This window comes from Thermospira aquatica, assembly GCF_023525255.1.
Lineage (GTDB): Bacteria > Spirochaetota > Brevinematia > Brevinematales > Thermospiraceae > Thermospira > Thermospira aquatica.
The window spans coordinates 236,553-258,860 of the sequence record NZ_CP073355.1; the positions used below are offsets into that span (position 1 = coordinate 236,553).

Annotated in this window: 17 protein-coding genes, 4 pseudogenes and 1 riboswitch; of the genes and pseudogenes, 8 read left to right on the forward strand and 13 right to left on the reverse strand. The window is 42.9% G+C overall.

From position 1 onward, the window contains the following. Window positions 1-3: 3 nt before the first annotated feature. On the reverse strand, window positions 4-348 hold the full coding sequence (locus KDW03_RS01185) for a hypothetical protein (RefSeq protein ID WP_271435578.1): 345 nt from the start codon (window positions 346-348) through the stop codon (window positions 4-6). Window positions 349-641: 293 nt separating this feature from the next. On the opposite strand from KDW03_RS01185, the gene KDW03_RS01190 reads away from it, so the two are divergent. Further along, window positions 642-1,088, forward strand: a complete 447-nt coding sequence (locus KDW03_RS01190) for a hypothetical protein (protein WP_271435579.1) — start codon at window positions 642-644, stop codon at window positions 1,086-1,088. A gap of 1 nt (window position 1,089) precedes the next feature. Here KDW03_RS01190 and KDW03_RS01195 read toward each other — a convergent pair whose 3' ends face one another. The 3 genes from KDW03_RS01195 to coaD are packed head-to-tail and all read right to left on the reverse strand — an operon-like array spanning window position 1,090 to window position 3,772. Then, window positions 1,090-2,262: an HD domain-containing protein gene (locus KDW03_RS01195; protein ID WP_271435580.1), complete on the reverse strand. Its 1,173-nt coding sequence runs from the start codon at window positions 2,260-2,262 to the stop codon at window positions 1,090-1,092. A gap of 8 nt (window positions 2,263-2,270) precedes the next feature. Next, a complete protein-coding gene (gene pta, locus KDW03_RS01200; RefSeq protein ID WP_271435581.1) occupies window positions 2,271-3,266 on the reverse strand; it encodes a phosphate acetyltransferase in 996 nt (331 codons plus the stop codon). 26 nt (window positions 3,267-3,292) lie between these two features. Further along, window positions 3,293-3,772: a pantetheine-phosphate adenylyltransferase gene (gene coaD / locus KDW03_RS01205; RefSeq protein WP_271435582.1), complete on the reverse strand. Its 480-nt coding sequence runs from the start codon at window positions 3,770-3,772 to the stop codon at window positions 3,293-3,295. 165 nt (window positions 3,773-3,937) lie between these two features. Between coaD and KDW03_RS01210 the strand changes: the two genes are divergently transcribed. Both KDW03_RS01210 and KDW03_RS12285 read left to right on the forward strand, forming a co-directional pair. Continuing rightward, window positions 3,938-4,063 (forward strand): hypothetical protein, encoded by a 126-nt coding sequence (locus KDW03_RS01210; RefSeq protein WP_271435583.1) that lies wholly within the window; start codon window positions 3,938-3,940, stop codon window positions 4,061-4,063. Between the two features lie 51 nt (window positions 4,064-4,114). Next, a pseudogene (locus KDW03_RS12285) lies at window positions 4,115-5,271 on the forward strand (integrase catalytic domain-containing protein). A 236-nt stretch (window positions 5,272-5,507) separates the two neighbouring features. Here KDW03_RS12285 and KDW03_RS01230 read toward each other — a convergent pair. The 5 genes and pseudogenes from KDW03_RS01230 to KDW03_RS01255 all read right to left on the reverse strand — a co-directional run bounded on the left by KDW03_RS01230 (window position 5,508) and on the right by KDW03_RS01255 (window position 9,460). Continuing rightward, window positions 5,508-6,120, reverse strand: a pseudogene (locus KDW03_RS01230) (IS256 family transposase). Further along, window positions 6,104-6,667 (reverse strand): annotated as a pseudogene (locus KDW03_RS01240) (transposase). Before KDW03_RS01240 ends, KDW03_RS01230 begins: the two co-directional pseudogenes overlap by 17 nt. A 267-nt stretch (window positions 6,668-6,934) precedes the next feature. Next, window positions 6,935-7,804, reverse strand: a complete 870-nt coding sequence (locus KDW03_RS01245) for a hypothetical protein (RefSeq protein ID WP_271435589.1) — start codon at window positions 7,802-7,804, stop codon at window positions 6,935-6,937. A gap of 99 nt (window positions 7,805-7,903) precedes the next feature. Then, window positions 7,904-9,238 (reverse strand): DNA repair protein RadA, encoded by a 1,335-nt coding sequence (radA, locus tag KDW03_RS01250; RefSeq protein ID WP_271435590.1) that lies wholly within the window; start codon window positions 9,236-9,238, stop codon window positions 7,904-7,906. A gap of 12 nt (window positions 9,239-9,250) precedes the next feature. Next, window positions 9,251-9,460, reverse strand: a complete 210-nt coding sequence (locus tag KDW03_RS01255; RefSeq protein WP_271435591.1) for a LapA family protein — start codon at window positions 9,458-9,460, stop codon at window positions 9,251-9,253. 300 nt (window positions 9,461-9,760) lie between these two features. Here KDW03_RS01255 and KDW03_RS01260 point away from each other — a divergent pair. Then, window positions 9,761-10,912, forward strand: a pseudogene (locus KDW03_RS01260) (integrase catalytic domain-containing protein). 149 nt (window positions 10,913-11,061) lie between these two features. On the opposite strand, the gene metE reads toward KDW03_RS01260, so the two are convergent. Continuing rightward, on the reverse strand, window positions 11,062-13,308 hold the full coding sequence (gene metE / locus KDW03_RS01265) for a 5-methyltetrahydropteroyltriglutamate--homocysteine S-methyltransferase (protein WP_271435592.1): 2,247 nt from the start codon (window positions 13,306-13,308) through the stop codon (window positions 11,062-11,064). 123 nt (window positions 13,309-13,431) lie between these two features. Further along, window positions 13,432-13,608, reverse strand: a riboswitch (cobalamin riboswitch). A gap of 336 nt (window positions 13,609-13,944) precedes the next feature. Here metE and KDW03_RS01270 point away from each other — a divergent pair. From KDW03_RS01270 to KDW03_RS01280, 3 genes are read left to right on the forward strand one after another with little or no spacing between them, the layout of a single operon-like run. Beyond that, window positions 13,945-14,787: an ABC transporter ATP-binding protein gene (locus KDW03_RS01270; RefSeq protein WP_271435593.1), complete on the forward strand. Its 843-nt coding sequence runs from the start codon at window positions 13,945-13,947 to the stop codon at window positions 14,785-14,787. Beyond that, window positions 14,784-15,569, forward strand: a complete 786-nt coding sequence (locus KDW03_RS01275; RefSeq protein WP_271435594.1) for a hypothetical protein — start codon at window positions 14,784-14,786, stop codon at window positions 15,567-15,569. Before KDW03_RS01270 ends, KDW03_RS01275 begins: the two co-directional genes overlap by 4 nt. After that, entirely contained in the window at window positions 15,559-15,951 is a 393-nt protein-coding gene (locus KDW03_RS01280) for a GntR family transcriptional regulator (protein ID WP_271435595.1), read from the forward strand. Before KDW03_RS01275 ends, KDW03_RS01280 begins: the two co-directional genes overlap by 11 nt. On the opposite strand, the gene hprK is transcribed toward KDW03_RS01280, so the two are convergent. Genes hprK through whiG form a run of 3 tightly spaced genes read right to left on the reverse strand, consistent with a single transcriptional unit; the run spans window position 15,941 to window position 17,879 of the window. Continuing rightward, window positions 15,941-16,906 carry an HPr(Ser) kinase/phosphatase gene (gene hprK / locus KDW03_RS01285; protein WP_271435596.1) on the reverse strand — a complete coding sequence of 322 codons (966 nt, stop codon included), beginning with the start codon at window positions 16,904-16,906 and terminating at the stop codon, window positions 15,941-15,943. The genes KDW03_RS01280 and hprK overlap by 11 nt on opposite strands. A gap of 4 nt (window positions 16,907-16,910) precedes the next feature. Continuing rightward, window positions 16,911-17,051 carry a hypothetical protein gene (locus tag KDW03_RS01290; protein WP_271435597.1) on the reverse strand — a complete coding sequence of 47 codons (141 nt, stop codon included), beginning with the start codon at window positions 17,049-17,051 and terminating at the stop codon, window positions 16,911-16,913. 24 nt (window positions 17,052-17,075) lie between these two features. Continuing rightward, window positions 17,076-17,879 (reverse strand): RNA polymerase sigma factor WhiG, encoded by an 804-nt coding sequence (gene whiG / locus KDW03_RS01295; protein ID WP_271435598.1) that lies wholly within the window; start codon window positions 17,877-17,879, stop codon window positions 17,076-17,078. A 432-nt stretch (window positions 17,880-18,311) separates the two neighbouring features. Between whiG and KDW03_RS01300 the strand changes: the two genes are divergently transcribed. Beyond that, the gene (locus KDW03_RS01300; RefSeq protein ID WP_271435599.1) at window positions 18,312-22,262 is read left to right on the forward strand and encodes a T9SS type B sorting domain-containing protein; all 3,951 of its coding nucleotides are present in this window, start codon (window positions 18,312-18,314) and stop codon (window positions 22,260-22,262) included. Window positions 22,263-22,308: the final 46 nt, after the last annotated feature.

The window sequence follows — 22,308 nt, forward strand, 5'->3', positions numbered from 1 at the left end:
GTTTTAGGGAATAACGTAAACCTTCTGTTCTCCTTTTTGTACCTCAATATCCGAGATGTAATAACTGTTTGGATCGTTGACGACACAAAACTCGATGTTATGAACACCCGGGGAAACTTCCTTTGTACAACTTTCACCATTTGGTAATCCATCATAGTATTCCTGATATGCCTCATCCCAGATCTGAGTGGTATTGAAAGAAACATCTCCCCAGTAAACAAGCTCGAGATCGAGTCCCGTCTGATTCTCAATAGTAAGGGTTGTTTTTGGCTCAGGAGAAGTCGTTGTACACCCTAACACCACCAAACCTGCCAGAACCATGAAAAGAAGAAAAGTTTTTTGTTTCATCTTTATACCTCCTTTTATTAAAAGGGATTTTTACCATGATATGAATATGAAAGTATTTTTACTTTTATAGTATAGAGTTTTCTTCTTTTGTCAAGTGTTTGTTTCTTTTTCACGGTTCCAGTCTATGTACTGGGAAGAGATAAGGCATTTCTTTTTTGCTGTATGAACGAGGGGAAGTTTTATAAAAAGTTGTTTAGAGAGGGATGTGTATTTTGAAAAATGCTAAAGCGTTGGAAAACATTCAAGTTTTCCCTTCATTTTCACCGAAAATAATAAAAAACAAGGAGATTTCTATGAATTTCTCTAAGATACTTATGATAATGGCTTTGATATTTCTCGGGGGATGTGCAACAACGCCTACGACAATTCCCTGGTTGGGGGTACAGTGGAAACGAAGCTATGAAGTAACCACTTCTGGTGCTCGGACGTACTACTATGGGGGAGACTATTACACTATCACCATCACCAAAGATCTTTTCACCATTGATTACTATACGAACGAAAAGCTCGTGCTTAAGCAAGAATTTCCTGTGGTGAGTGTCGACGAGACCAAAACAATTGTGGCGTATGATAAGAGTACTGTCTCAGATATCAAAATCGCTGTGGCTAAATGTGCAGTTACGACAAATAAAATGGAGATCACCAATTATACTACCTACATTACAAATAAGTCCACCTCAGCGACTAGTACGACAAATGAGATGGAGGGACTTTCAGCTATAGGTTTTGGACTCAAGTAAGCTACGCAAAATAGTCAAGCAGAAGTCTCCATGAAAATCCATCGTAATGATGGGGAGAAAGTTTTTCCTCAATGCGGCGACGAGCATCTTCGAGTTGAGGGGCTCTTATCCCATGGGTGAGGGAAAGGGAAGCCTCTACATACGCTGCATAAAGGTCACAGTGTTTGATCATATCCCCTGAGAGGGTGGCTGTCTTTGTTGGGTTGGGTTGATTTTTAAACTCTGCTTTAATATACCACAAAAAGTCTTCTCCTATCTTTTTATCTGTTTCGCTTGTCTGAAAGAGGGATTTTACCTTTTTGTCCAGTTCTTCATGTTCTATTTCTTTGATAAGAGTATCCAGATCGGGGACACTCTGTTTGATAGGAGAAATAATATCTCGTGTGAGGACCTCGGGGATATCATGAAAAAGCCCGATCCAGAAGTGGTGAACAGCCTCCTCGGAAAGAGAAAGCCCTCGTTCAAGGGAGACAAGATAGGCAAGAATAGCTACCACAAGGGAATGTCCCATCACCGAGGTTTCGGGTATACGAACAGTTTGTGTCCATCGTCTCTGAAAACGGAGTTGTCCGATGAGGTCAAAGAGGTTCTGGTATCCAAGATTTGAGACAGCATAAGAAACAGAATCAAGGTTTCTATAGAGAAGAAGTTTTGCCTCCACCTGGTTTTTGGTTTCAGCAATTCCATAGAGTTTTTGATTGTAGGGATAGATGAGATCAAACTCCCATTTGGTGGCAAGGTAGTGGGCAGCGGCGAGAATGCGATGTTCAAGAGAGAGATTTTTCTCCTCTCCAAGATCCTCTTTTAGATGAACACAAAACCTTTGGAAAAATCCCCCATCGCCAATAGCCTCGAGATCTTTCTGGCATTGAGAGATCACAAAGGTGTTGAGGGCTTCCCCGTGTTTTTCCATCAGTCGGTGAAAGATAGGGGGCTTGATATCGGTGAGCTCCACACGGTGGAAATACTGGGAAAGACCACCTTCAATAAGCCTCTGAAAGTCAATATATTGACCAAAGACATGCTCTTCGATCTTTGCGAGAAAAAACGCTATCATCATCTTGTGGGCTTGTTTATCCAGTTCAGAGAAACCCTGATCTGGACGAAGGTGGTCATTCCAGCGGCGGATGTAGGCACCCTGATGGATTTTTTGAACAAGCCCTCGTGTGATCATCGCTACTCTTAGAGTGACTGAGCGATAGTGATTGCTGACACCACGACAATGTCTTCTGGTGTGGCCCCTCGAGAAAGGTCATTCACAGGGCGAGAAAGCCCCTGGAGAAGGGGACCATATGCCTCTGCTTTAGCGAGCCGCTGGGTGATTTTGTAGCCGATGTTTCCGGTGTTCAGATCGGGGAAGATCATGACATTGGCCTCACCAGCGACAGGAGAATTGGGGGCTTTGAACTTTCCAACAGAGGGTTCAACGGCTGCATCAAACTGGAGTTCGCCATCGAAAACGAAGTCAACATTTCTTGTCTTGAGAATCTCAATAGCCTGGCGAACCTTTTCCACAGAGGGAGATGTAGCACTTCCGAGGGTGGAGAAGGAGAGAAATGCGACTTTGGGTTCAACCCCAAGGAGCTGGCGACAGGTTTTCGCTGATGCTATGGCGATATCACACAGCTGTTCAGGAGTCGGTTCGGGGACAACACCACAGTCAGCATAAATAAATTGCCCATTGGCTCCATAGGTACAGTTTGGGACCTCCATCACAAAACTTCCGGAGATTGTCTTGATACCTTCAGCTGGTCGGACAACAATAAGCGATGCCCGCACGGTTTTTGCTGTGGGCGTGAGACTTCCTGAGACCATAGCGTCTACGGCACCGTTGGCAAGCATCATAGCTCCATGGTAAACATCATCTGTCATGAGTTCTGCTGCTTCGGCTTCTGTCATTCCTTTGGCTTTGCGGCTCTCATAGAGTTGATGTATATAGTCGTTAAGCTTGGGGGATTTGGTGTGATCGTGAAGGATAACGCCATCGAGAGAGATGTTTTCTGCGGCTGCCATTGCACGGAGTTCGTCTGGATTTCCCAGAACGTAAAGCTCTGTGGTGAAACCTTCCCGGATGATTATCTCTGCGGCTTTCAGTACCCGGATATCTCTTCCCTCCGGAAGAACCAGTCGACGGGGGTTTGCCTTGGCAATGGACAGGATCTTGTCTTTGAATGCCATATATCAACTCCTTGAAAACGGTATTTTCAGGTGTTGCGTTTACGGCAAAGTTCCCGCCAGACGGGAGCCGGAACTTTGTCGGAGATATCTCCTTCGAGAAGGGCAATCTCTTTTATGATCGATGAACTGACGAAGAGGTTGTCTTCACTAGCCATGAGGAAGACGGTTTCTACCTCAGGGCAGAGATGGGCGTTCATCGAGGCAACCTGGATCTCAAACTCAAAATCCGAAACAGCTCGTAACCCGCGAATGATAGCATTTGCCTGTTTCTTTTTCACGTAGTGGGCTAAAAGCCCGGAAAAGCTGTCTACCGAAAATCGTGGATCTTTTTCAAAGATCTCTCGGATCATGGAGAGTCTTTCTTCTACCGTAAACAGAGGTTGTTTGGATTGATTGTGAAGGACCGCGATGATCACATGATCAAAAATATTTGCAGCCCGAAGGGCAATATCGAGATGTCCATTGGTAAAGGGGTCAAAAGAACCGGGGTAAACAGCAAGACGCATATCAAAAACTCCTCAAAAGTATTATAGCAAAGAAAGCTTTTTTTTGCAAAAAAACGAATTGCTTCATAATAAAAGTACTCGAAAAGGGAACGTTGCTTCAAAATAAAAAAGTACTTTAAATTTGTGTAAAATAATCCAGTTCATGGCTCGACAAGCTCGCCAACCGTGGCTCGACAAGCTCGCCAACCGTGGCTCGACAAGCTCGCCAACCGTGGCTCGACAAGCTCGCCAACCGGAATTGGGTTGGCGATGTTTGAAAGGAGACCTATTTACAGGGAAACGGCGAAATGATATGCTGAGCTTGTCGAAGCAGAGTATCAAAAAGCCAGCAAAAAGGAAAAAATGGAGATACTGGATTATTTTGTGAGGATAACAGGTTTAAAAAACCGAAACTATGCCGCCAGGCTCTTGAGGCAGCACGGAAAAACCATCTATGTAGGCAAGAAAAATTACCTTAAAGCCGACATAGCCAAGAAGGGCAAAAGACCTGGCAGAAAGAAAAAATTCGGCGAAGAGGAACTAAAACTTCTAAAAAGGTCTGGGAAATTGAAAACTACATGTGTGGCAAACGCTTAAAGCCGATTCTCAATGAAGTTTTAGATAATCTCTTAGCAAACGGACATCTCCACGGTTCTCCACAGGCTATAGAAAACTTGCGCCATATAAGTGCTTCAAGTATTGACCGACTTTTGAAACATGAGCGTAAAAAGCTTGAGATAAAAGGACGAAAAGGTACAAAGCCTGGAACGCTATTAAAGCAACAAATAGCTATACGCACGTGGGCAGAGTGGGATGAAAATTGTTCTGGGTTCATGGAGATTGATCTGGTAGCCCATGAGGGAGGAAATAGTCAGGGAGACTTTGCTCAAACATTAAATATGGTGGATGTTTGGAGCGGTTGGACAGAGCTTGTGGCAATCAAAAACAAGGCTTAAAAATGGGTAAGAGAAGCCATAGAAAAAGTCCAAAGAAGACTTCCTTTTGATTTACGGGGAATTGATTCTGATACCGGTGCTGAATTTATTAATCATCCTCTACGCGATTGGTGTGAGAAGCACCAGATAAAATTTACAAGGGGGAGAAGCTCCCGTTCCAATGATAACTGCTACGTTGAGCAGAAAAACTATTCCATAGTCCGCCAGAATGTTGGATACTTCCGCTACGATACCGAGGAAGAAGTCTACTACTTGAACCAACTCTATGCGTATCTCAGGCTTTATGCCAACTTTTTTCAACCGGTTATGAAAATGACAGAGAAAAAGAGAATCGGAAGCAAGGTGCAAAAGAAGCATGATGATATTAAAACTCCCTACCAGCGGCTTTTAGAGAGCCCTTATTTAAGTGAGGTACAAAAGAAATACCTCACAAGGCTTTATAAGGCTCTCGATTTGTTTCACCTAAGACAAAAAATTACGGCTTGCCAGAGAAAACTTTTCAGCCTTCAAAAGAAAAAGAATGTAAAAAACAAAAATTTGGAGGAAACTGTATGGAATTTTTGAGTACTTTTTTTTATGAGGCAATGATTCGAATTTCGAGTACTTTTTTATTTGACGCAACGGGGTGTCAATGAAAACGATTTATTGGATCGAGTGATACAATAAATTCCCACAGAGACCTTTGCAAAAATACCTTATCGTTTTCTAGAGGTCAGGTTTTAGATAAAACAATACAACTTTTCTTGAAAAACGAAAAGTTTCTCCTTAATACGCCATTGTGTCAAGAAAATTGTGTCTAGTCATAGGATAACCTCGCTGTGAATATTTTCTTTGGTGTATGAGTGTTGCTCACGATAGAGTTGAAAGTAATACTCCCAATTTTTTAACTTTCTTTTTAAGAACTTCTCATTTTGGTATCTTAATAACAGGTAAAGATATTTCTCAGCTGAAGCCTCGCTTTGACACATTTCCATTGTTTTTAATCTCCTTTTAAGTTCTTTAAAGAGTCTTTCCAGGGCATTGTTTGTATACACCATGCTTCGTATTCCTTCAGGTAATTCCATGTAAGTGAATATATTCTCTCTTATTGTCAAGAGGTTATTCATTAAGTTGGGATAGATATTTTTCCATTTTTGTATAAATTTCATAAACAATTGTTCTGCCTCCTGTTTGTCTTTGGCATGAAATACCTCTTCTATTTCAGTGGCAATGATATTTCTGTGTTGAACTCTCACTTTAGCCAGTATGTTTCTCATGACATGGACTACACAGGGCTGATACTTTGCGGGGATATATCTCTGTTATGACGTTTTTCATACCACTTAAGCCATCAGAGACAATAAAATGAATCTGTTTGACACTTCTTTCTCTTATATCTAGCAAAATTTCCCGCCAGTTATAAGCACTTTCCATGCCTCCTGGCAGGTAGTATCCTAAAATCTCCGTCTTCCTCAGGTGTAATGCCTATAGCTACATATATTGATTCATTTTCTACCCTATCTCTCTTGATAGGAAACACCATAGCATCCAGAAATACCACGGCATATTCTTCCATGAGAGGGCGACTACGCCACTTCTGAATCTCTTCTATGCCTACCTGGCTTATCCTTGAGATGTTATCATAAGAAATCTTTATTTCATAAAGCTTTTAAAACTTCTGTGCTATCTTCCTTGTTGACATTCCTGATATCAACATAGCCCTGATTAATGCATCTAAGTCTTCTGTGATGCGTTTGCGATAGGGAAGAAGGGCACTTTTAAATCCATTATCCCTTGTTCTTGGAACACGTATGGCTGTAAGCTCGCCAAAAGCTGTCTTTAAATCCCTTTCGTAAAAGCCATTGCCTTTTGTGGGAGGATTGTTTTCCAGGTAAATCTCTCTTTCCTCTTTTAACATACTCTCTAATACTTCCTTGACAATTGGTTTGAATAGCTCTAAAATATTCTTCGTCTCAATCATATCTGGCCTCCTGTGATAGTTTTATTTATATTATCACAGGAGGTTATCTTTTTCCTACCAGACACAATTAAGTATACACTGCCTAATACGCTGTTACCATTTACTTGTGAAAAATAATCACAATGTTCACAGAGAAATAACTAATCCTTCAAAGCAAAATAAACTCTTTATCAATTCTATTGATTTAGGCTAAGGTTATAAAAGATGAGTAGAATAAAAAAAGCAAAAGCCAGGACACGATCCTGGCTTTTGCTTCTGAAGAAGGTACTATTTCCCTGTGACGATGTCGACAGTAACAGTCTTGTTTTCAACGGAGACAGTTACTTGTCGTGTTCGATTGAAATGTGCAGTTGTTGTTACATCGTAATTTCTTGTTCGTCTGGGACCTTTGGTAGTTCCGGTGAGGTGAATAGTGACATCACCATCATAAACGGTACAATTTGTGCCGTTGATGTTGGTGCGGATAGCAGTGACATTATTAAAGGTATGAGTGATGGTAAAGTTTCCAGAAAAAACATCTCGTTCAAAAGTTCCGGTGGCTGTTCTAGTTCCGTTAACAATTACACCGTCTACACTATCGTTGATACCTGTGACGGTATATTTCGCATTCACCTGGATGGTTCTTGTAGCACCATTCCAATTATTCTCAAGAGAGGCCACGTAGTTACGTTCAACTCTCGCTGATTTTACAGAGCTGTTAGCAGCCATTGTATAAGGCCATACGAGTTGTACGCCTGTGCCTGTAGCATCGAGGGAGGTATAGAACCAGATCCTAGAGCTAAACGATGAGATAGTACCGGTTACCTGCCCACCATTTACCGAGACACTTACGTTACTTGCTGTGCGTTTGTAGCCATTCGTAGTACTGTCCCAACTAAAACGAGTTGAATCACTGCCATTGGTAAATGTAAAGACGATCGTCGTATGTACTGTGCTGTTGGTGTTTGTAGTAGTAGCCATAGCAACTGTATTGAGCTCTGCACAACTTCCCGATTCTGGGTTAGCAACCGAATCTGCTATCTGTGAGGCAAGAAACTCAGCCTCACTGTCTGACAACTCTTCATCCATACTACATCCGAAAAATAGTAGAGTAGCTGCTATTACTCCAACAAACAAAAAGATTTTCGTTCCTTTCATGCGTACCTCCTTTAATAAGAATTTACAAAGTTCAATTAAATTATACTCACAAGATCAAAAAAAATCAACAAAAAATCCAAAGAATTTCAATGAAAAAGCTTAGGAGGGATTTTTAGAGTTTTCTATCAAAAGAGCAAGTTCTTGGATATGACGGAGTGGTTTTACTCCTTCGGCTTTTTGAGTTTTGATGCCGTAAGGATAGAAGACCTGAGAGAAACCTAGTTTAAATCCCTCATCTATACGCTTTTCCCCTCCTCGTACCATTCGGATTTCACCAGCGAGTCCTACCTCTCCAAATACTAGCCAGGAAAGAGAAAGAGGTATCTGGGTATAGGTAGAGATAAGGGCTGAAATTACTGCGAGATCGAGAGCAGTATCTTCTACATCTAGACCGCTAGTGATATTGACATAGACATCAAGTTTGGAGAATTGATAGTTTAACTGGCGTTCTAAAACAGCAAGCAGGATATAAAGTCTATTAATATCAAACCCTTCCGCTGTTCTCCGGGGATAGCTAAAAGAAGATGTTACAACAATTGCTTGAACCTCAACAGGGATGACCCGGTTGCCATCGAGGAGTGGATAAAAACTTACTCCTGCGGGGAGATTATCGTACTCATGCCGAAAGAGGGAGGCTGTAGCACTTAAGGAATGAATCCCTGTAGAAGTCATTTCAAAGATTCCCCATTCATCAGTAGCATAGAAGCGGTTCTTAAGACTACGAATGATACGGTAGAGGCCCTTTTTGTCTTGTTCAAAGAAAAGTACAGTGTCCACCAGGTGTTCAATAATCTTGGGACCTGCGATTTGTCCACTTTTCGTGATATGTCCCACCAAGATGAGGAGTATTCCCTGTGATTTACAGGCTCTCACGAGAGTTTGGGTAGACTCTCGTACTTGGAGAATACTCCCAGGGGGAGAGCTGTAACGGGCGAGTTCTAACATCTGGACTGAGTCAACCAAGAGGATATCGGGTTTTTGGTGAGCGAGGAACTCCAGAACCATCTCTACACGTGTTTCTCCTAGGAGCCAAAAGTCCTTCGTAATCCCTAAGCGAAGCGCTCGAAGCTTAATCTGGGAGGCAGATTCTTCACCATGGAGGTAACATACTCGTTTTTTTTCTGCAAATATATCAGCAAGATGAAGGAGAAGCGTTGATTTTCCTACCCCTGGTTCTCCAGCCAGAAGAATTGTTTGACCTGGTACGAAGCCACCGATGACGCGATCGAGTTCAACCTCTCCTGAAAAAAGACGAGGGAGCGTTTCAGCCTGAGCAAGAGATACAGTGGTATAAGATGCCTCACCAAAAGACTTTTTTTCCTCTTCTTGTACCTCCTCAAAAGTGTTCCATTCTCCACACTCAGGACACTTTCCCAACCACTTGGTTGAGCGATAGCCACAAGAGGTACAATAGTAAAAGATTTTAGTTTTCATCGTGTGGGGGAGCTAGTGAAGCTTTTGAGCAGCAAGCCCATAAACAAGAAGTCCTACAACAAACCCAACCAAAAGTGATATGAGCATCAATACGATGAGAGGGAGCTGGAAGCTCCAAAAAAACAGTTTAACAGCCACGACAGTGACATTCTGCAGAATCAACACGATAAACAAAAATAAGATTCCGACAACACTCCCGATTTTTACCCAGAAACGAGACATGATCTTCCTCCTTTGTGCTTTTTTATTATACTATCTGAGGAGAAAAAAGTCAAACCCACGAATTGCTTCATAATAAAAGTACTCGAAAAGGGAACGTTGCTTCAAAATAAAAAAGTACTTTAAATTTGTGTAAAATAATCCAGTTCATGGCTCGACAGGCTCGCCAACCGTGGCTCGACAGGCTCGCCAACAGGAATTGGGTTAACGAGGTCTGAAAAAAGACCTATTTACAGGGAAACGGCGAAATGATATGCTGAGCTTGTCGAAGCAGAGTATCAAAAAGCCAGCAAAAAGGAAAAAATGGAGATACTGGATTATTTTGTGAGGATAACAGGCCTAAAAATCGAAACTATGCCGCCAGGCTCTTGAGCACGGAAAACCATCTATGTAGGCAAGAAAAATTACCTTAAAGCCGACATAGCCAAGAAGGGCAAAAGACCTGGCAGAAAGAAAAATTCGGCGAAGAGGAACTAAAACTTCTAAAAAAGGTCTGGGAAATTGAAAACTACATGTGTGGCAAACGTTTAAAGCCAATTTTAAATGAAGTTTTAGATAATCTCTTAGCAAACGGACATCTCCACGGTTCTCCACAGGCTATAGAAAACTTGCGCCATATAAGTGCTTCAAGTATTGACCGACTTTTGAAGCATGAGCGTAAAAGCTTGAGATAAAAGGGACGAAAAAGGTACAAAGCCTGGAACGTTGTTAAAGCAACAAATAGCTATACGCACGTGGGCAGAGTGGGATGAAAATTGCCCTGGGTTCATGGAGATTGATCTGGTTGCCCATGAGGGAGGAAATAGCCGGGGAGATTTTGCTCAAACATTAAATATGGTGGATGTTTGGAGCGGTTGGACAGAGCTTGTGGCAATCAAAAACAAGGCTTCAAAATGGGTAAGAGAAGCCATAGAAAAAGTCCAAAGAAGACTTCCTTTTGAGTTACGGGGAATTGATTCTGATACCGGTGCTGAATTTATTAATCATCCTCTACGCGATTGGTGTGAGAAGCACCAGATAAAATTTACAAGGGGGAGAAGCTCCCGTTCCAATGATAACTGCTACGTTGAGCAGAAAAACTATTCCATAGTCCGCCAGAATGTTGGATACTTCCGCTACGATACCGAGGAAGAAGTCTACTACTTGAACCGACTCTATGCGTATCTCAGGCTTTATGCCAACTTTTTTCAACCGGTTATGAAAATGACAGAGAAAAAGAGAATCGGAAGCAAGGTGCAAAAGAAGCATGATGATATTAAAACTCCCTACCAACGGCTTTTAGAAAGCTCTTATGTAAGTGAGGCACAAAAGGAACGCCTAACAAGGCTTTATAAGGCTCTCGATTTGTTTCACCTAAGACAAAAAATTACAGCTTGCCAGAGAAAACTTTACAGCCTTCAAAAGAAAAAGAATGTAAAAAACAAAAATTTGGAGGAAACTGTATGGAATTTTTGAGTACTTTTTTTTATGAGGCAATGATTCGAATTTCGAGTACTTTTTTATTTGACGCAACGGGAAAACTTAAAAAAACACCTTTCTTCCTTACAAAAAATGTTATCCCCTAAGGGAGTGGATACACCACTCCCTTTTTCGGGGACACACCGTCACGAAAAAAGATTTTTCCTTATCTTTTGAGTAGCCTCCACCATATGCTGAAGACTGGCATACGCCTCAGATTCTTTTCGTGTTTTAAGTCCACAATCAGGATTGATCCAGAGGTGTTCAACAGGAATCACGGAGAGTAGTTTTTGGATGAAAGTTTCTATTTCTTCTGCTGAAGGCACACGAGGAGAATGTATATCATACACCCCCGGTCCAATATCCCGTTTCTGCGAATAGGTACGTAAACTTTCAAGAACATCGAGCTCAGAACGTGAGGCTTCAATGGTCAAAACGTCAGCATCCAGCGCTTCAATAGCCTCTGGTATATCCTTGAATTCACTGTAACACATATGGGTATGCAATTGAATTTCAGGCAAGAGAGTCGAGGTTGCCAGGCGAAATGCCGAAGTGGCAATATCAAGATAACTCTGCCATTCACTTTTCCGTAAGGGGAGCCTCTCCCGAAGAGCTGCCTCATCCACCTGGATGATACGGATATTCTTTTGTTGGAGCTCTTCTATCTCTTCTCGAAGAGCCAGAGCTATCTGGTACGCTACCTCCTTGAGGGAAATATCCTCCCTGCAAAACGACCAATTGATGATCGTGATCGGCCCGGTAAGAATGGCTTTGACAGGTTTTGTGGTAAGAGACTGCGCATAGGTAATCCACTCTACCGTCATTGAGGAAACTCGAGTCACATCACCATACAAAAGAGGGGGTTTTGTCGTTCTGGATCCATATGACTGAACCCATCCATTCTTTGTGGTAGTCATGCCTTTCAAAAAAGAGGCAAAATACTCTACCATATCGTTACGTTCGTATTCCCCATGAACGAGAACATCGATGCCGAGTTCCTCCTGGGTTTTGATGCACGAGGCGATCATTTTCTTTATTTCTTGTTTGTAGGTTTCTTCAGAGAGCACGTTTTCCTGAAATCCTTTTCGAAGTTTTCTTAATTCAGGCGTTTGTGGAAAGGATCCTATCGTCGTCGTGGGAAGAGGAGCAAGATTGAGAACCTCCTTCTGCAGAGGGAGCCTTTGTTCGACGGGCAGAGCCCGCTGGAAGTCCTTTTCTGAGAGGGCAGAAAGCTTTTGCAGGCAGAGAGAATCCCTGTCCCTTGCTGTGAGCTTGCTTATCATCTCTCTATTTTTTTGAAAAATGGGATGATCCTGGTAGTGAAGAATATCCCCAAGAAGAGCAAGTTGACGGATCTCTTCTACCTTTTCTAAGGCAAAGCATACCCCATTTTCTATCTCCTCCGGAAAACTTTCTCCCTCTATAGTATACGGCACATGGAGAAGAGAGCATGCCGAGGAGAGAACAATATTCTCCCTGGGAAGATATGAAGCGATCCTGCCAAGAAGCGAAAGAGCCTTTTCATAGTTCGTTCGCCATACGTTTTTCCCCGCAACTATCCCGCAGAGCAACATCTTTTCCGGAGGGAAACCAAACTTTTCAATAAGAGAGAGATTCTCGCTCCCTTCCACAAAATCAAGCCCTATTCCCTTCACAGGGAGCTGGACAAGTTCTTCGTAGATATCTCTCACATCCCCAAAGTAGGTTTGAAGAAAGAGACGTTCTCCATACGATGAGAGAGACTCATAAAAAGCAAGAAAAAGCTCTTTTTCCCTGTTTGTCATATCAAAAACAAGAGCCGGTTCATCCAGCTGGACATCCCCTGGAATACGTTTCAAGAGATTATGGTAGGCTTGAAGCAGCTTTTGTTGCCACTCGTGTTCTGGAACATCCTCAATGATACTTAACCGGGCAAACGTATAGGGTCCAGGGATCACCCATCGCCTATTTGGATTTTGTTTTACCAGCGTGCTCTTGTACTCAAGAAAGAAAAGATCAGCTTCCCAGGTGGTTTCAGGGGAGATTTTTGGTCTTACGCAGTGATAGTTTGTGGAAAACCATTTTTTCATTGGCCAGGCTTTGATATCAACACTCTTTTCCTGAAAACCACGGGCAAGAGCAAAGTATTTTCCCAGATGGGAAAGTGAAGACTTTTGAACCTGATCAGGAAGAACACCAAGTAAAAAACTCGTCTCAAGCATGTGATCGTAGAGAGCAAAATCAATAGGCACGAAATCAAGATCCTTCATCATACCAAAATGCTGCTGCTGAATATTCTGTGCCTCTTGAAGAATCTCTTCTTCAGAAATCTTTCCAGCCCAAAAAATTTCAAGGGCTTTTTTCCATTCTCTATTTTTCCCAATACGCGGGAATCCTGTAACCGTAGTCTTCATAGAACAATCCTCCTTGTGATGAAAAAAAGATGAAAAGACACCAACAAAGTTTTAGAACCACGCAAGAAATGAAAATAGAACAATGTTACGAATCAGTTGAAAAGACTCTCATAGCCGAACCCTCCGTTCAAAGATTTTCAGGCAAGTCTCCTGGCTTGGCTTCACCCTACTCTTCGCACCTTCCCGGTTTCCCAGTGGTTTCTTGCGAATTTCGTCCACCTCACAGTAGCGGGGGCTGCACCGGATTTCCACCGGATTTCCTTTATTAAGGCAAAAGCCACCTGAATAGAGCTATTGTACGAGAAAAAGAAATAAAAATCAAATTTTCGAAAATCATGTCTTCTCTTCTTGATCACCTTTTTCCATTTCTTAGCCAGGTTGGTATGAAGTGAAACGCCCCTCTTTTCAAAACTCCCGCAGCCCCTTCGCAAGAAAAATGATGTTTTCTCATAGTATTTTACCCAAAATGGAGAAACATTGTTTCGTAAACCTATACAAACAAGAATCTTTCTTGCAAAAAGTTTTTTGGAGAATAATAGCATGAAATCTTCAATATTCATATATTTTTACTTGACAAGATTTTTTTTCTTCAGTATACTATAAGTGTATTACTTTTATAGAACAGTAGGAAAGTTTATGATCTGTCTGGAAAACGTCCGTTACTATCTTCCAAAGCAAAATTTTTTACTTCAAGATGTTTCATTACAGCTTGAGCCAGGTCACGTCTATGGTTTGTTAGGACACAACGGAGCAGGAAAAACAACCCTGCTCAGATTAATGGCAGGTCTTATTCGCCGTTTTGATGGCAAAGCCACCGTAGATGGTGTGGATATCCGGCAAAGGCCGGTCAATTATCTTCAACGTCTTTCATTTGTTGCAGAAAAACCCTACACTCCCCCCTTAAAAATCTATGAATTTCTCGATCTTTACGCCCCTCTCTATCCATCTTTCGATGTAAAACTTTTTCATACATTGGCCAAAACAATGGATCTCAATCCTTATGAATATTTAGGCAAGCTATCGTTTGGGTATTTGAAGCGCTTCTATCTCGCGTTTTCCCTGGCAACGCAAGCGGAATACCTTTTCTGGGATGAGCCAACAAACGGTCTTGATATCACTACCAAACATATTCTCAGAAAACACATAGCGTCGCAAGTAAAAGAACATCAAACAATGGTCATAGCAACCCACCACATCGAAGAAGTAGAGCCCCTTCTCGATGCGATAGTTATCCTGCATTATGGGGAGGTGATTTTTTCTGCCTCTTTAGAAGAATGCGAAAGGCTTTTTAGCTATAAAGTCACCAATGATGAATCTCTCGTCAAAAAAGCCCTCTATGCTGAAGCTACCCCAATGGGATATCAGGTGCTTCTGAAACGAGAAGACGATGAGGAAACGAGAATTCCTCTCTCTTTTTTATTTGAGGCAAGTATACGACAGGTAGGACTTTTTCGAGAGTTAGGGAGAAGATCACAATGAATCTCAAACGAGTATGGCGTCTGTTTGTCATAGATTTTCGGCTTCTTTATAAACGGTTTCTCTGGATGCTTCTGTTGATAGCTTTAGTCTTTCTGGTGATGTCTTTTATCCTTGGATGGCTCCGTTATATACAAATTTTACCTCAAGAAATGCAACAAACATTTCATCTTGGCGGGGATATGCTACTTTTTGGCTTTCTCTGGTGTTTATTGTCTTCTTTCTCTTTTTGGGACTTGCACAACCAACCAGAAGGGTTTTATCTTTTGCTGCCTGCTAGCCAAAACGAAAAGTTTCTCAGCAAAATATTAGGCTCTTTGATAATCTATCCCTTTCTTGCTTTTGGAACACTTTTTGTGTACTCTCTTTTCATCATGCTTCTCATTTACTATCTCACAGGATCTTTGATACCGGTTTTTCTGCCCTTTTATGGATGGATTTGGAAATGGTACCTCTTTTTTCTTGTTCTTCAGGCTTGGTTTTTCTGGGGCTCAGCGGTTTTTCCTCATCTTCCCTTTGTGAAAACAGCTTTCCTCATCTTTGGAGCATCGATCTTGATATCCCTTCTCTCTACCCCCATTTTTCAGCTTCTCTTTGGTACGGTGGTTTCGTGGAATGGCATTGTCCTTTACTCTACTCAGGGTATTGTCCCCCCGTCATTAGCCAAAAGTATCTTCTGGCTACTCCTTATGATTGGGAAGATAGGGTTCTATATATCGGGCTTTTTAGGTTACTGGCTTGCCTACCGTTCATTTTGTAAACATGAGGTCTCCTATGGAGTTTGATTCCGGACAACCAATCTACCTTCAGATAGCTGATTTGGTATGTGATTCGATTTTGCGTGGTGTCTGGAAACCTGGAGAACGAATTCCTTCCATCCGGGACATGGCATCCCAAATATCGGTAAACCCCAATACAGTGGTAAAAGCGTACAATTACCTGGAAAGTCAGAAAATCATCCTCAACCAGCGAGGTATTGGTTTTTTCGTCTCAGATCAGGGATATGCTCATGTGCTCCGTCTCAAACAGGAGCTCTTCATCTCAAAAGAATGCCCTCGATTCTTCCGTCAGATGAATCTCGTAGGCATTTCGTGGGAAAATCTCCAAAAACTCTACGAAGAGTTTCAACAAAACGAAAAGGAGACAGAGAGAAAGTCTATCTCTTGAGTAATCCCAGAAGCTTTTGATCGAGTTCTTCGGCGGAGTTTCTTCCAAGCCGACGCATAATCTCCCGATACGCAGCAAGTTCAATCAAAAGTGGCAAGTTGCGACCATTGGAAACAGGAATAGTACGTTTAGGAATCTCCACATCAAGAATACGTTCAAATCGTTCATCAATACCCAACCTATCGTACTGATAACGTGTATCCCATTCGTGTAACTCAACGATAAGTCCAATGCTTTCACTTTTCTGGATCCGTCCTTCCCCATAATACTGTGAAATATTGATAATCCCCACACCTCGAATCTCAAGAAAAGCACCAAGATGAATAGTAGGTTCCCCTACAAGATCATACCCCTCAATTTTACTGAGACGACGAATCTTCACCAGATCATCAGCAATAAACTTATGCCCACGATCAACAAGTCCCAGCGTAACCTCACTCTTCCCAATGCCACTCTTGCCAATGATGAGAACACCTATACCATACACTGAGACAAGGTTTCCATGAATATTGACACTGGGAGCAAAATAATCGGTAAGAAATCGCGTCACAAAAGGAATAAACTGCTTGGTGGGAAGTTTTGTACGTAACAGTGGTACCTGATAACGCTCACACATTGTTACCAAAGATTGTGGTGGTTCCTGTCCATGGGTAACGACAACCGCCGGCACCTTGTAGTGAAAGAGTTTTTCGAGATTCGTGAGGTCTTTTTGCACTTCGAGCTTTTTGATGTAGGCAATCTCCCCCCTGCCCATAATGAGAACACGTTCCCCCTGAAAACACTCAAAAAATCCGGCCAGGGGAAGCCCCGGCCGGTCAATTTCTTCACTCGTAATGGTTTGCTGCAATGTTTCCCGCGAAGAGAGAAGTTCAAGCCCCAGAGCAAGATTTTGTTCTTCGTTGATTTTGAGAAGCTCTTCAACCGTGAGTACCCGGGAAACAGGCTGACTTTCCATGTCTTTACTCTGCGGGAATCTCTTTGTGATTGGAACGATGGTGTTCCTTCATTTTTTTATCTTTGAATTTCTTGATTTCTTTTTCAATTTTGTCAGTAACACTATCACAAGCCGCTTCCCACGTTGGTTGAGTATCCATAACCATAATTGTCCTCCTTTTGTTTTAAGCTTATTTTGAAGAAAAGCCCTCTTTTATCTGGGAAAGTCTACTTCGCAGGATATGAATAGCTTTCGTATGGAGCTGGGATACACGGGATTCGGTAACATTGAGAATGGTCCCTATCTCTTTGAGAGTGAGTCCCTCATAGTAATAGAGAATCAACACCTGCTGTTCTCGTTCTGGAAGCTCCATAAGTGCTTTAGCAATCATTTTTTTGATTTCTTGTTTTTCAGCAACCACATCCGGATTGTAGGCATCAGAACTTTCGAGGGTTTCCTCGATAGAAGTCGGAGAACTTTCCGTACCGTCATTGATGTACCAGCTTTCATCCATGGAAACAAGATTATTACCGCTTACACGCAGAAGAAGGGCATGAAAATCCTCAAGTGGCATATCCATGGCTTCTGCTATCTCTTCATCAGTTGGAGGTCTGCCTAGTTTACCTTCAAGTTCTGTAATAGCCCTTTCAATTTCTTTGGATTTTTGTCGAACCGAACGGGGAAGCCAATCAATCGCTCGAAGTTGATCAAAAATAGCCCCTCGAATACGGGTAACTGCATACGTCTTGAACTTAATCTCACGAGAGGGATCAAATTTATCAATAGCATCAATAAGCCCAAGAATACCATAACTCACGAGATCATTATATTCCACAGAACTAGGCACATTCATAGCAACACGACCCGCAACATACTTCACAAGAGGTGCATATTTCTCGATGAAATAATTACGTATCAGCTCATCATGGGTTTGAATGTATTGTTCCCATAACTCTTCTTCTGAAAGGTTATCGAACTGTTCGTATCCCTTCATCGATAGCGCTATCCTCTTTACTCAAAATTTTGCCGGTCTTTCCTGCCTTTAATTATAAGGGTTTTCTTTCTTTTTTACAAGTATTTTTCTAAAAAAAAGTTTAATTTTTTCTATCTCTGAAGAAAAGTTAAAAACGAAAAGAATTTTCCATAAAAACATGAAAGACACCTCTCAAACCCAATGTGTTTCTTAAACTCCCAAAAAAGTTAAAAAACTTATTGACACAACAGTAAGAGCATTTTTATCCTCTTTATCTCCCAACATACAAGTCATTCTGAGTACTAAAAAACGAGAAATGACAATTTGGCTTGATAAACAGGGATTGCTTGTTTTTTCCTCCCTTTGCCTGGTCTTTCGTACTCCTTGAGAGATTTTCACAACATTGCGAATTTTTTCCTCCCTCGCTATAATAAAAAAACGAGGAGGAGAATAATGAGATTTTTTATACGTGTTTTTTTTCTTGTGATACTCCATGGTGGAGTCTTTGCACTTCCTGCAGGAAGTGAGAAGAGTTTCTCCGGACTTGGGGTAGATGGACAAGCCATAGGATTTACGGGGATAAGTGCTGATAGCTTCTCTTGCTGGGCAAACCCAGCCCTCTACGACATCACCCGTCTCCAAACAGGGGGCAGCATCGAGGGAATGGCGGAAAACCTGGTGTATCGTTTTTTTGGAGGAGTGCCCACCCCTCTGGGACAAATTGGAGCAAGACTCTCGTATGATAAAACCCTTCACAATCTTCTCCAGTTTGAACTCCTCTGGAGTCGGACCATTTCCCGATGGTTTTCTCTCGGCATCAAACTCAATACCGGCATGATGTTGGGACAGGGATTTTTCTCTCTCGATATCGGAGCGGTGCAACGAGGGGGGGAGGGCTCAGGCATAGGTTTTTATAACTGGGACTACGCCCTTGTTCTCAAAAACATAGGAAGCTCTGTTTCTCTTTTCCAGGATATTCCCTGGAAACCCTTTATGGTAAGTGTCGGGGGTGGATTTTCACCTCTTCGTTTCGGATGGTACAATCTACGACTTCAGAGTGATGTATCCCTGTCTTTTTCTCCCTTTTTTACCCTCGTGGGTATGGGTATGAAACATACCTTCTGGGATGCCTTTTCTCTCTCGGCTGGCTACCAACTTCCGCTGGGAACAGTGGTTCCGTTTTCTCCCACAACGAGCGCCGGGATAGGACTTGTGGGAGGAGTGGCTCTCGATAAAGAGAAGACCAATCTTATCATGCGTTTTGGGAAAACCCCCTCAGCTTCGTATACCGAGGTAGCCCTGTGGTACAGCATCCAGATGAATCCCGCTCTCTCTCATAACCTGATGGTCAATGTATCGTGGGGACAGTACGACGACAAACCACCGGTAATCTCTTCCCTCCCTGTAGTTTTCTTCTCCCCCAATCTTGATGGGATCAAAGATGAAGCCATTTTTCCTCTTCCTATCGTCGATAATGATAAACTCTCCGGTTGGGAGGTGGAAATTGTGGACAGTACCGGCAAAGTTGTCCGACGTTTCGAAAGCTGGCAATCCCTCGAAACAAAAACTCTCTCCTTGAAAAACATTGTTAAAAGAATTATCACCCCTGACCGAGGAATAGAAATCCCGCCAAGCATCAAGTGGGATGGAAGAAATGACAAAGGAGAAAAACTGCCTGATGGAACCTATCGCTACCGTATACGTGCCCGTGACATCACAGGAAATGAAACGGCTTCTTCGTGGCAAAGTGTCGTCCTTGATACAGAAAAGCGGGATTTTCACCTTGAAACCTCGAGTACGGTCTTCTCTCCCAACGGGGATGGAAACCTCGAAACCATAGAGATTTCTTTCAAAAATGTTCAGTCACTCCCTCAGGATAGACTTGTTTTTGTCGTAGAGGATGCAAGTGGAAAAGAGGTATCCCGAACCGTGTGGACAAATGAAGATGGTCTTCCACCGATGATTGTCTGGAAAGGCGAGGCAAATGGGAATCTTCTTCCCGAGGGCGTGTATCGTCTTGTCCTTCGTCTTGAAAGCGATGCCGGCAACACTATGGAGACCAATACCTCTGTACAACTGGTGAGAACAATGGAAACCGCATCTCTTGTTCTCTCTAAAAATGCCTTCTCTGCTCGTAAAGAAGAGGTGGTGACCATAACCCCGCAGGTAAGTAGTACCAATCTCCTAAAAAAATGGCTCCTGACCATTCAGAACGAAAAGGACCAAGTGGTCAGAGAAATAGGAGGAAGCTCCCCTCTCCCCTCTTTACTTCCGTGGGATGGCCGAGATAATCAGGGAACTATCGTTTCTGATGGTATCTACACAGCCACCCTTCAGCTTTTCTACGAAAGCGGCAACCAGCCCAAAAGTTCTGCTCTTCCTATCACCATCGATAACACTTCCCCTGTTGTCAATGTCAAACTTCCGTATACGATATTTTCACCCCTCCCTGATTCAAAACAGCGAACGCTTCCTATCAGCCTTGATATCAAGGCAGCCTCCAACGATATCCTCACGCTTACGATTGTGGATGAAACAGGGAGTCCCGTGTTCTACGAACAAAAGCCAGCTGAAGAGTGGGAAAAAAGCATCGAATGGACGGGTTTAAATCCAAAACTTGAGCCCCTCCCCGAAGGCCGTTATGCGTTGGTAGTAGAAGCAGAGGATGCCGTAGGGAACCGTTTTCAGACGAATATCTCTCCGATTGTTCTTCGAACAGGGCGAGAGCGTCTCTCAGTAAGCACAGCCTCTGCCTTTGTTTCCCCTAGACTCACCCCAACCGCTCGCTTTACCCTGGAAGGAAACCCTCAGGGCATCAAAAATCTTGAATTCGTTATCCGTGACGAGAGTAACCGGGAAAGGTATCGTCTCTTCACAAATATTTGGCTTTCCATTATTGATGTTCCTCTGAATAATCTTCCCGATAATTACTACACTTATCAGGCAAAAGCCCTCTACGAGGATGGCCAGAATCCTCAAAGCCCTGAAAGGCGACTGGAGATTGATAGCATTCCGCCAAAACTCGGTGCCTCGGTGGATATCCCTGCCTTTTCCCCCAACAACGACGGCCGAAGGGATAGTTTGGTCGTCAGATTTAGCCCGGAGGGGAGATCAAACGATGTTTTTTCGATGGCTATCTACAACGAAAAAGGAGAAATCGTCCGCTCTACCGAGTGGCGCGGGCCTGTGCAGAGAGAGTTTCTCTGGAATGGAAAAGATAACACCGGTAAAGAGCTTTCTGAGGGAACGTACCATCTCAGCTTCACCAGCCGGGATAACGCATCGAACGTAACCAGAGAATGGATCTCCAACGTCTACCTTGCAAAAACGTATCCCGAACTTTCGTTTGAGGTAAATGACATCGCTATCGTTCCCGGAAAACGTCCGCTCGTCGTGAGAGGAACAGTCACAGAAACCAATCGGATTGAACGAAACGAATTTCAAATTCTCAATCAAAAGGGAGAAACTGTCTATCAGCAGGCTCTCAACAGGTGGAGCAACCTCTGGACATGGGATGGCAAAACAACCCAGGGAATAGCACCTGATGGATACTACACCATCCGATGGGGACTCTCTTACCTCGACGGAAATGCTCTTCAGGCAGAGCTTGAGGATATAATAGTGGATAGTCAACCACCAAAAGTGGAACTCTTCTTTTCTCCCGTGGTCTTTACCCCTGATGGTGATGGAGAAAATGATACCCTTTCTCTCCGAGCCACGTTGTGGGATTTAGCTGGACTTGAACATGCAAGCCTAAGCATCCTCAAAATACGGGAAAATCTCCCTCCTCTTCCCGTAAAAAGGTGGGAGTGGCAGTTTGAGGATGAACCATCGCTTTTTGAAAAAACGTGGGACTGGAACGGCCTCGGAGACGACGGAGAACTTGTAGAATCCGTCCAGGACTATATGATTGAGATAGTAACACGTGACATCCTCGGCCACACCAATCGCTACCAGACAAACTTTACCACAGGGGTTTTGATTGAAAAACTTCCCGAAGGACTCCGTATACGTATCAGTAGTGTCCGTTTTGCGCTCAATTCTGCCCGGTTAACAAGCCAAAGCCAAGAAATTCTTGGTAAAATGGTAAGTGTATTCCAGCGATTACTGAGTCAACCGGAACGGTATGGACTCACCTCAGACTTTTTCATAGAGGTTTCCGGTCATACAGACGACCTGCCTGGTCCTACGCCCGATTTCAACACAAAACTCTCCGAAAAGCGAGCAAAAGCGGTGTATGACTACCTCGTAAGCCAGGGGATTCCTGCTGACAAACTCACATGGGCTGGATATGGTGAAAAACGACCCTACAAACCTATAAAACCGGAAATGTCCAAAGAACAACGGGATGAGCTGAGATCAAGAAACCGGCGTGTGGAGTTTTTCATCCGAAAAAGAAAATAAAGTCTCCCTGGATTATCCTTGATGATAATCCAGGGACTCAATATAT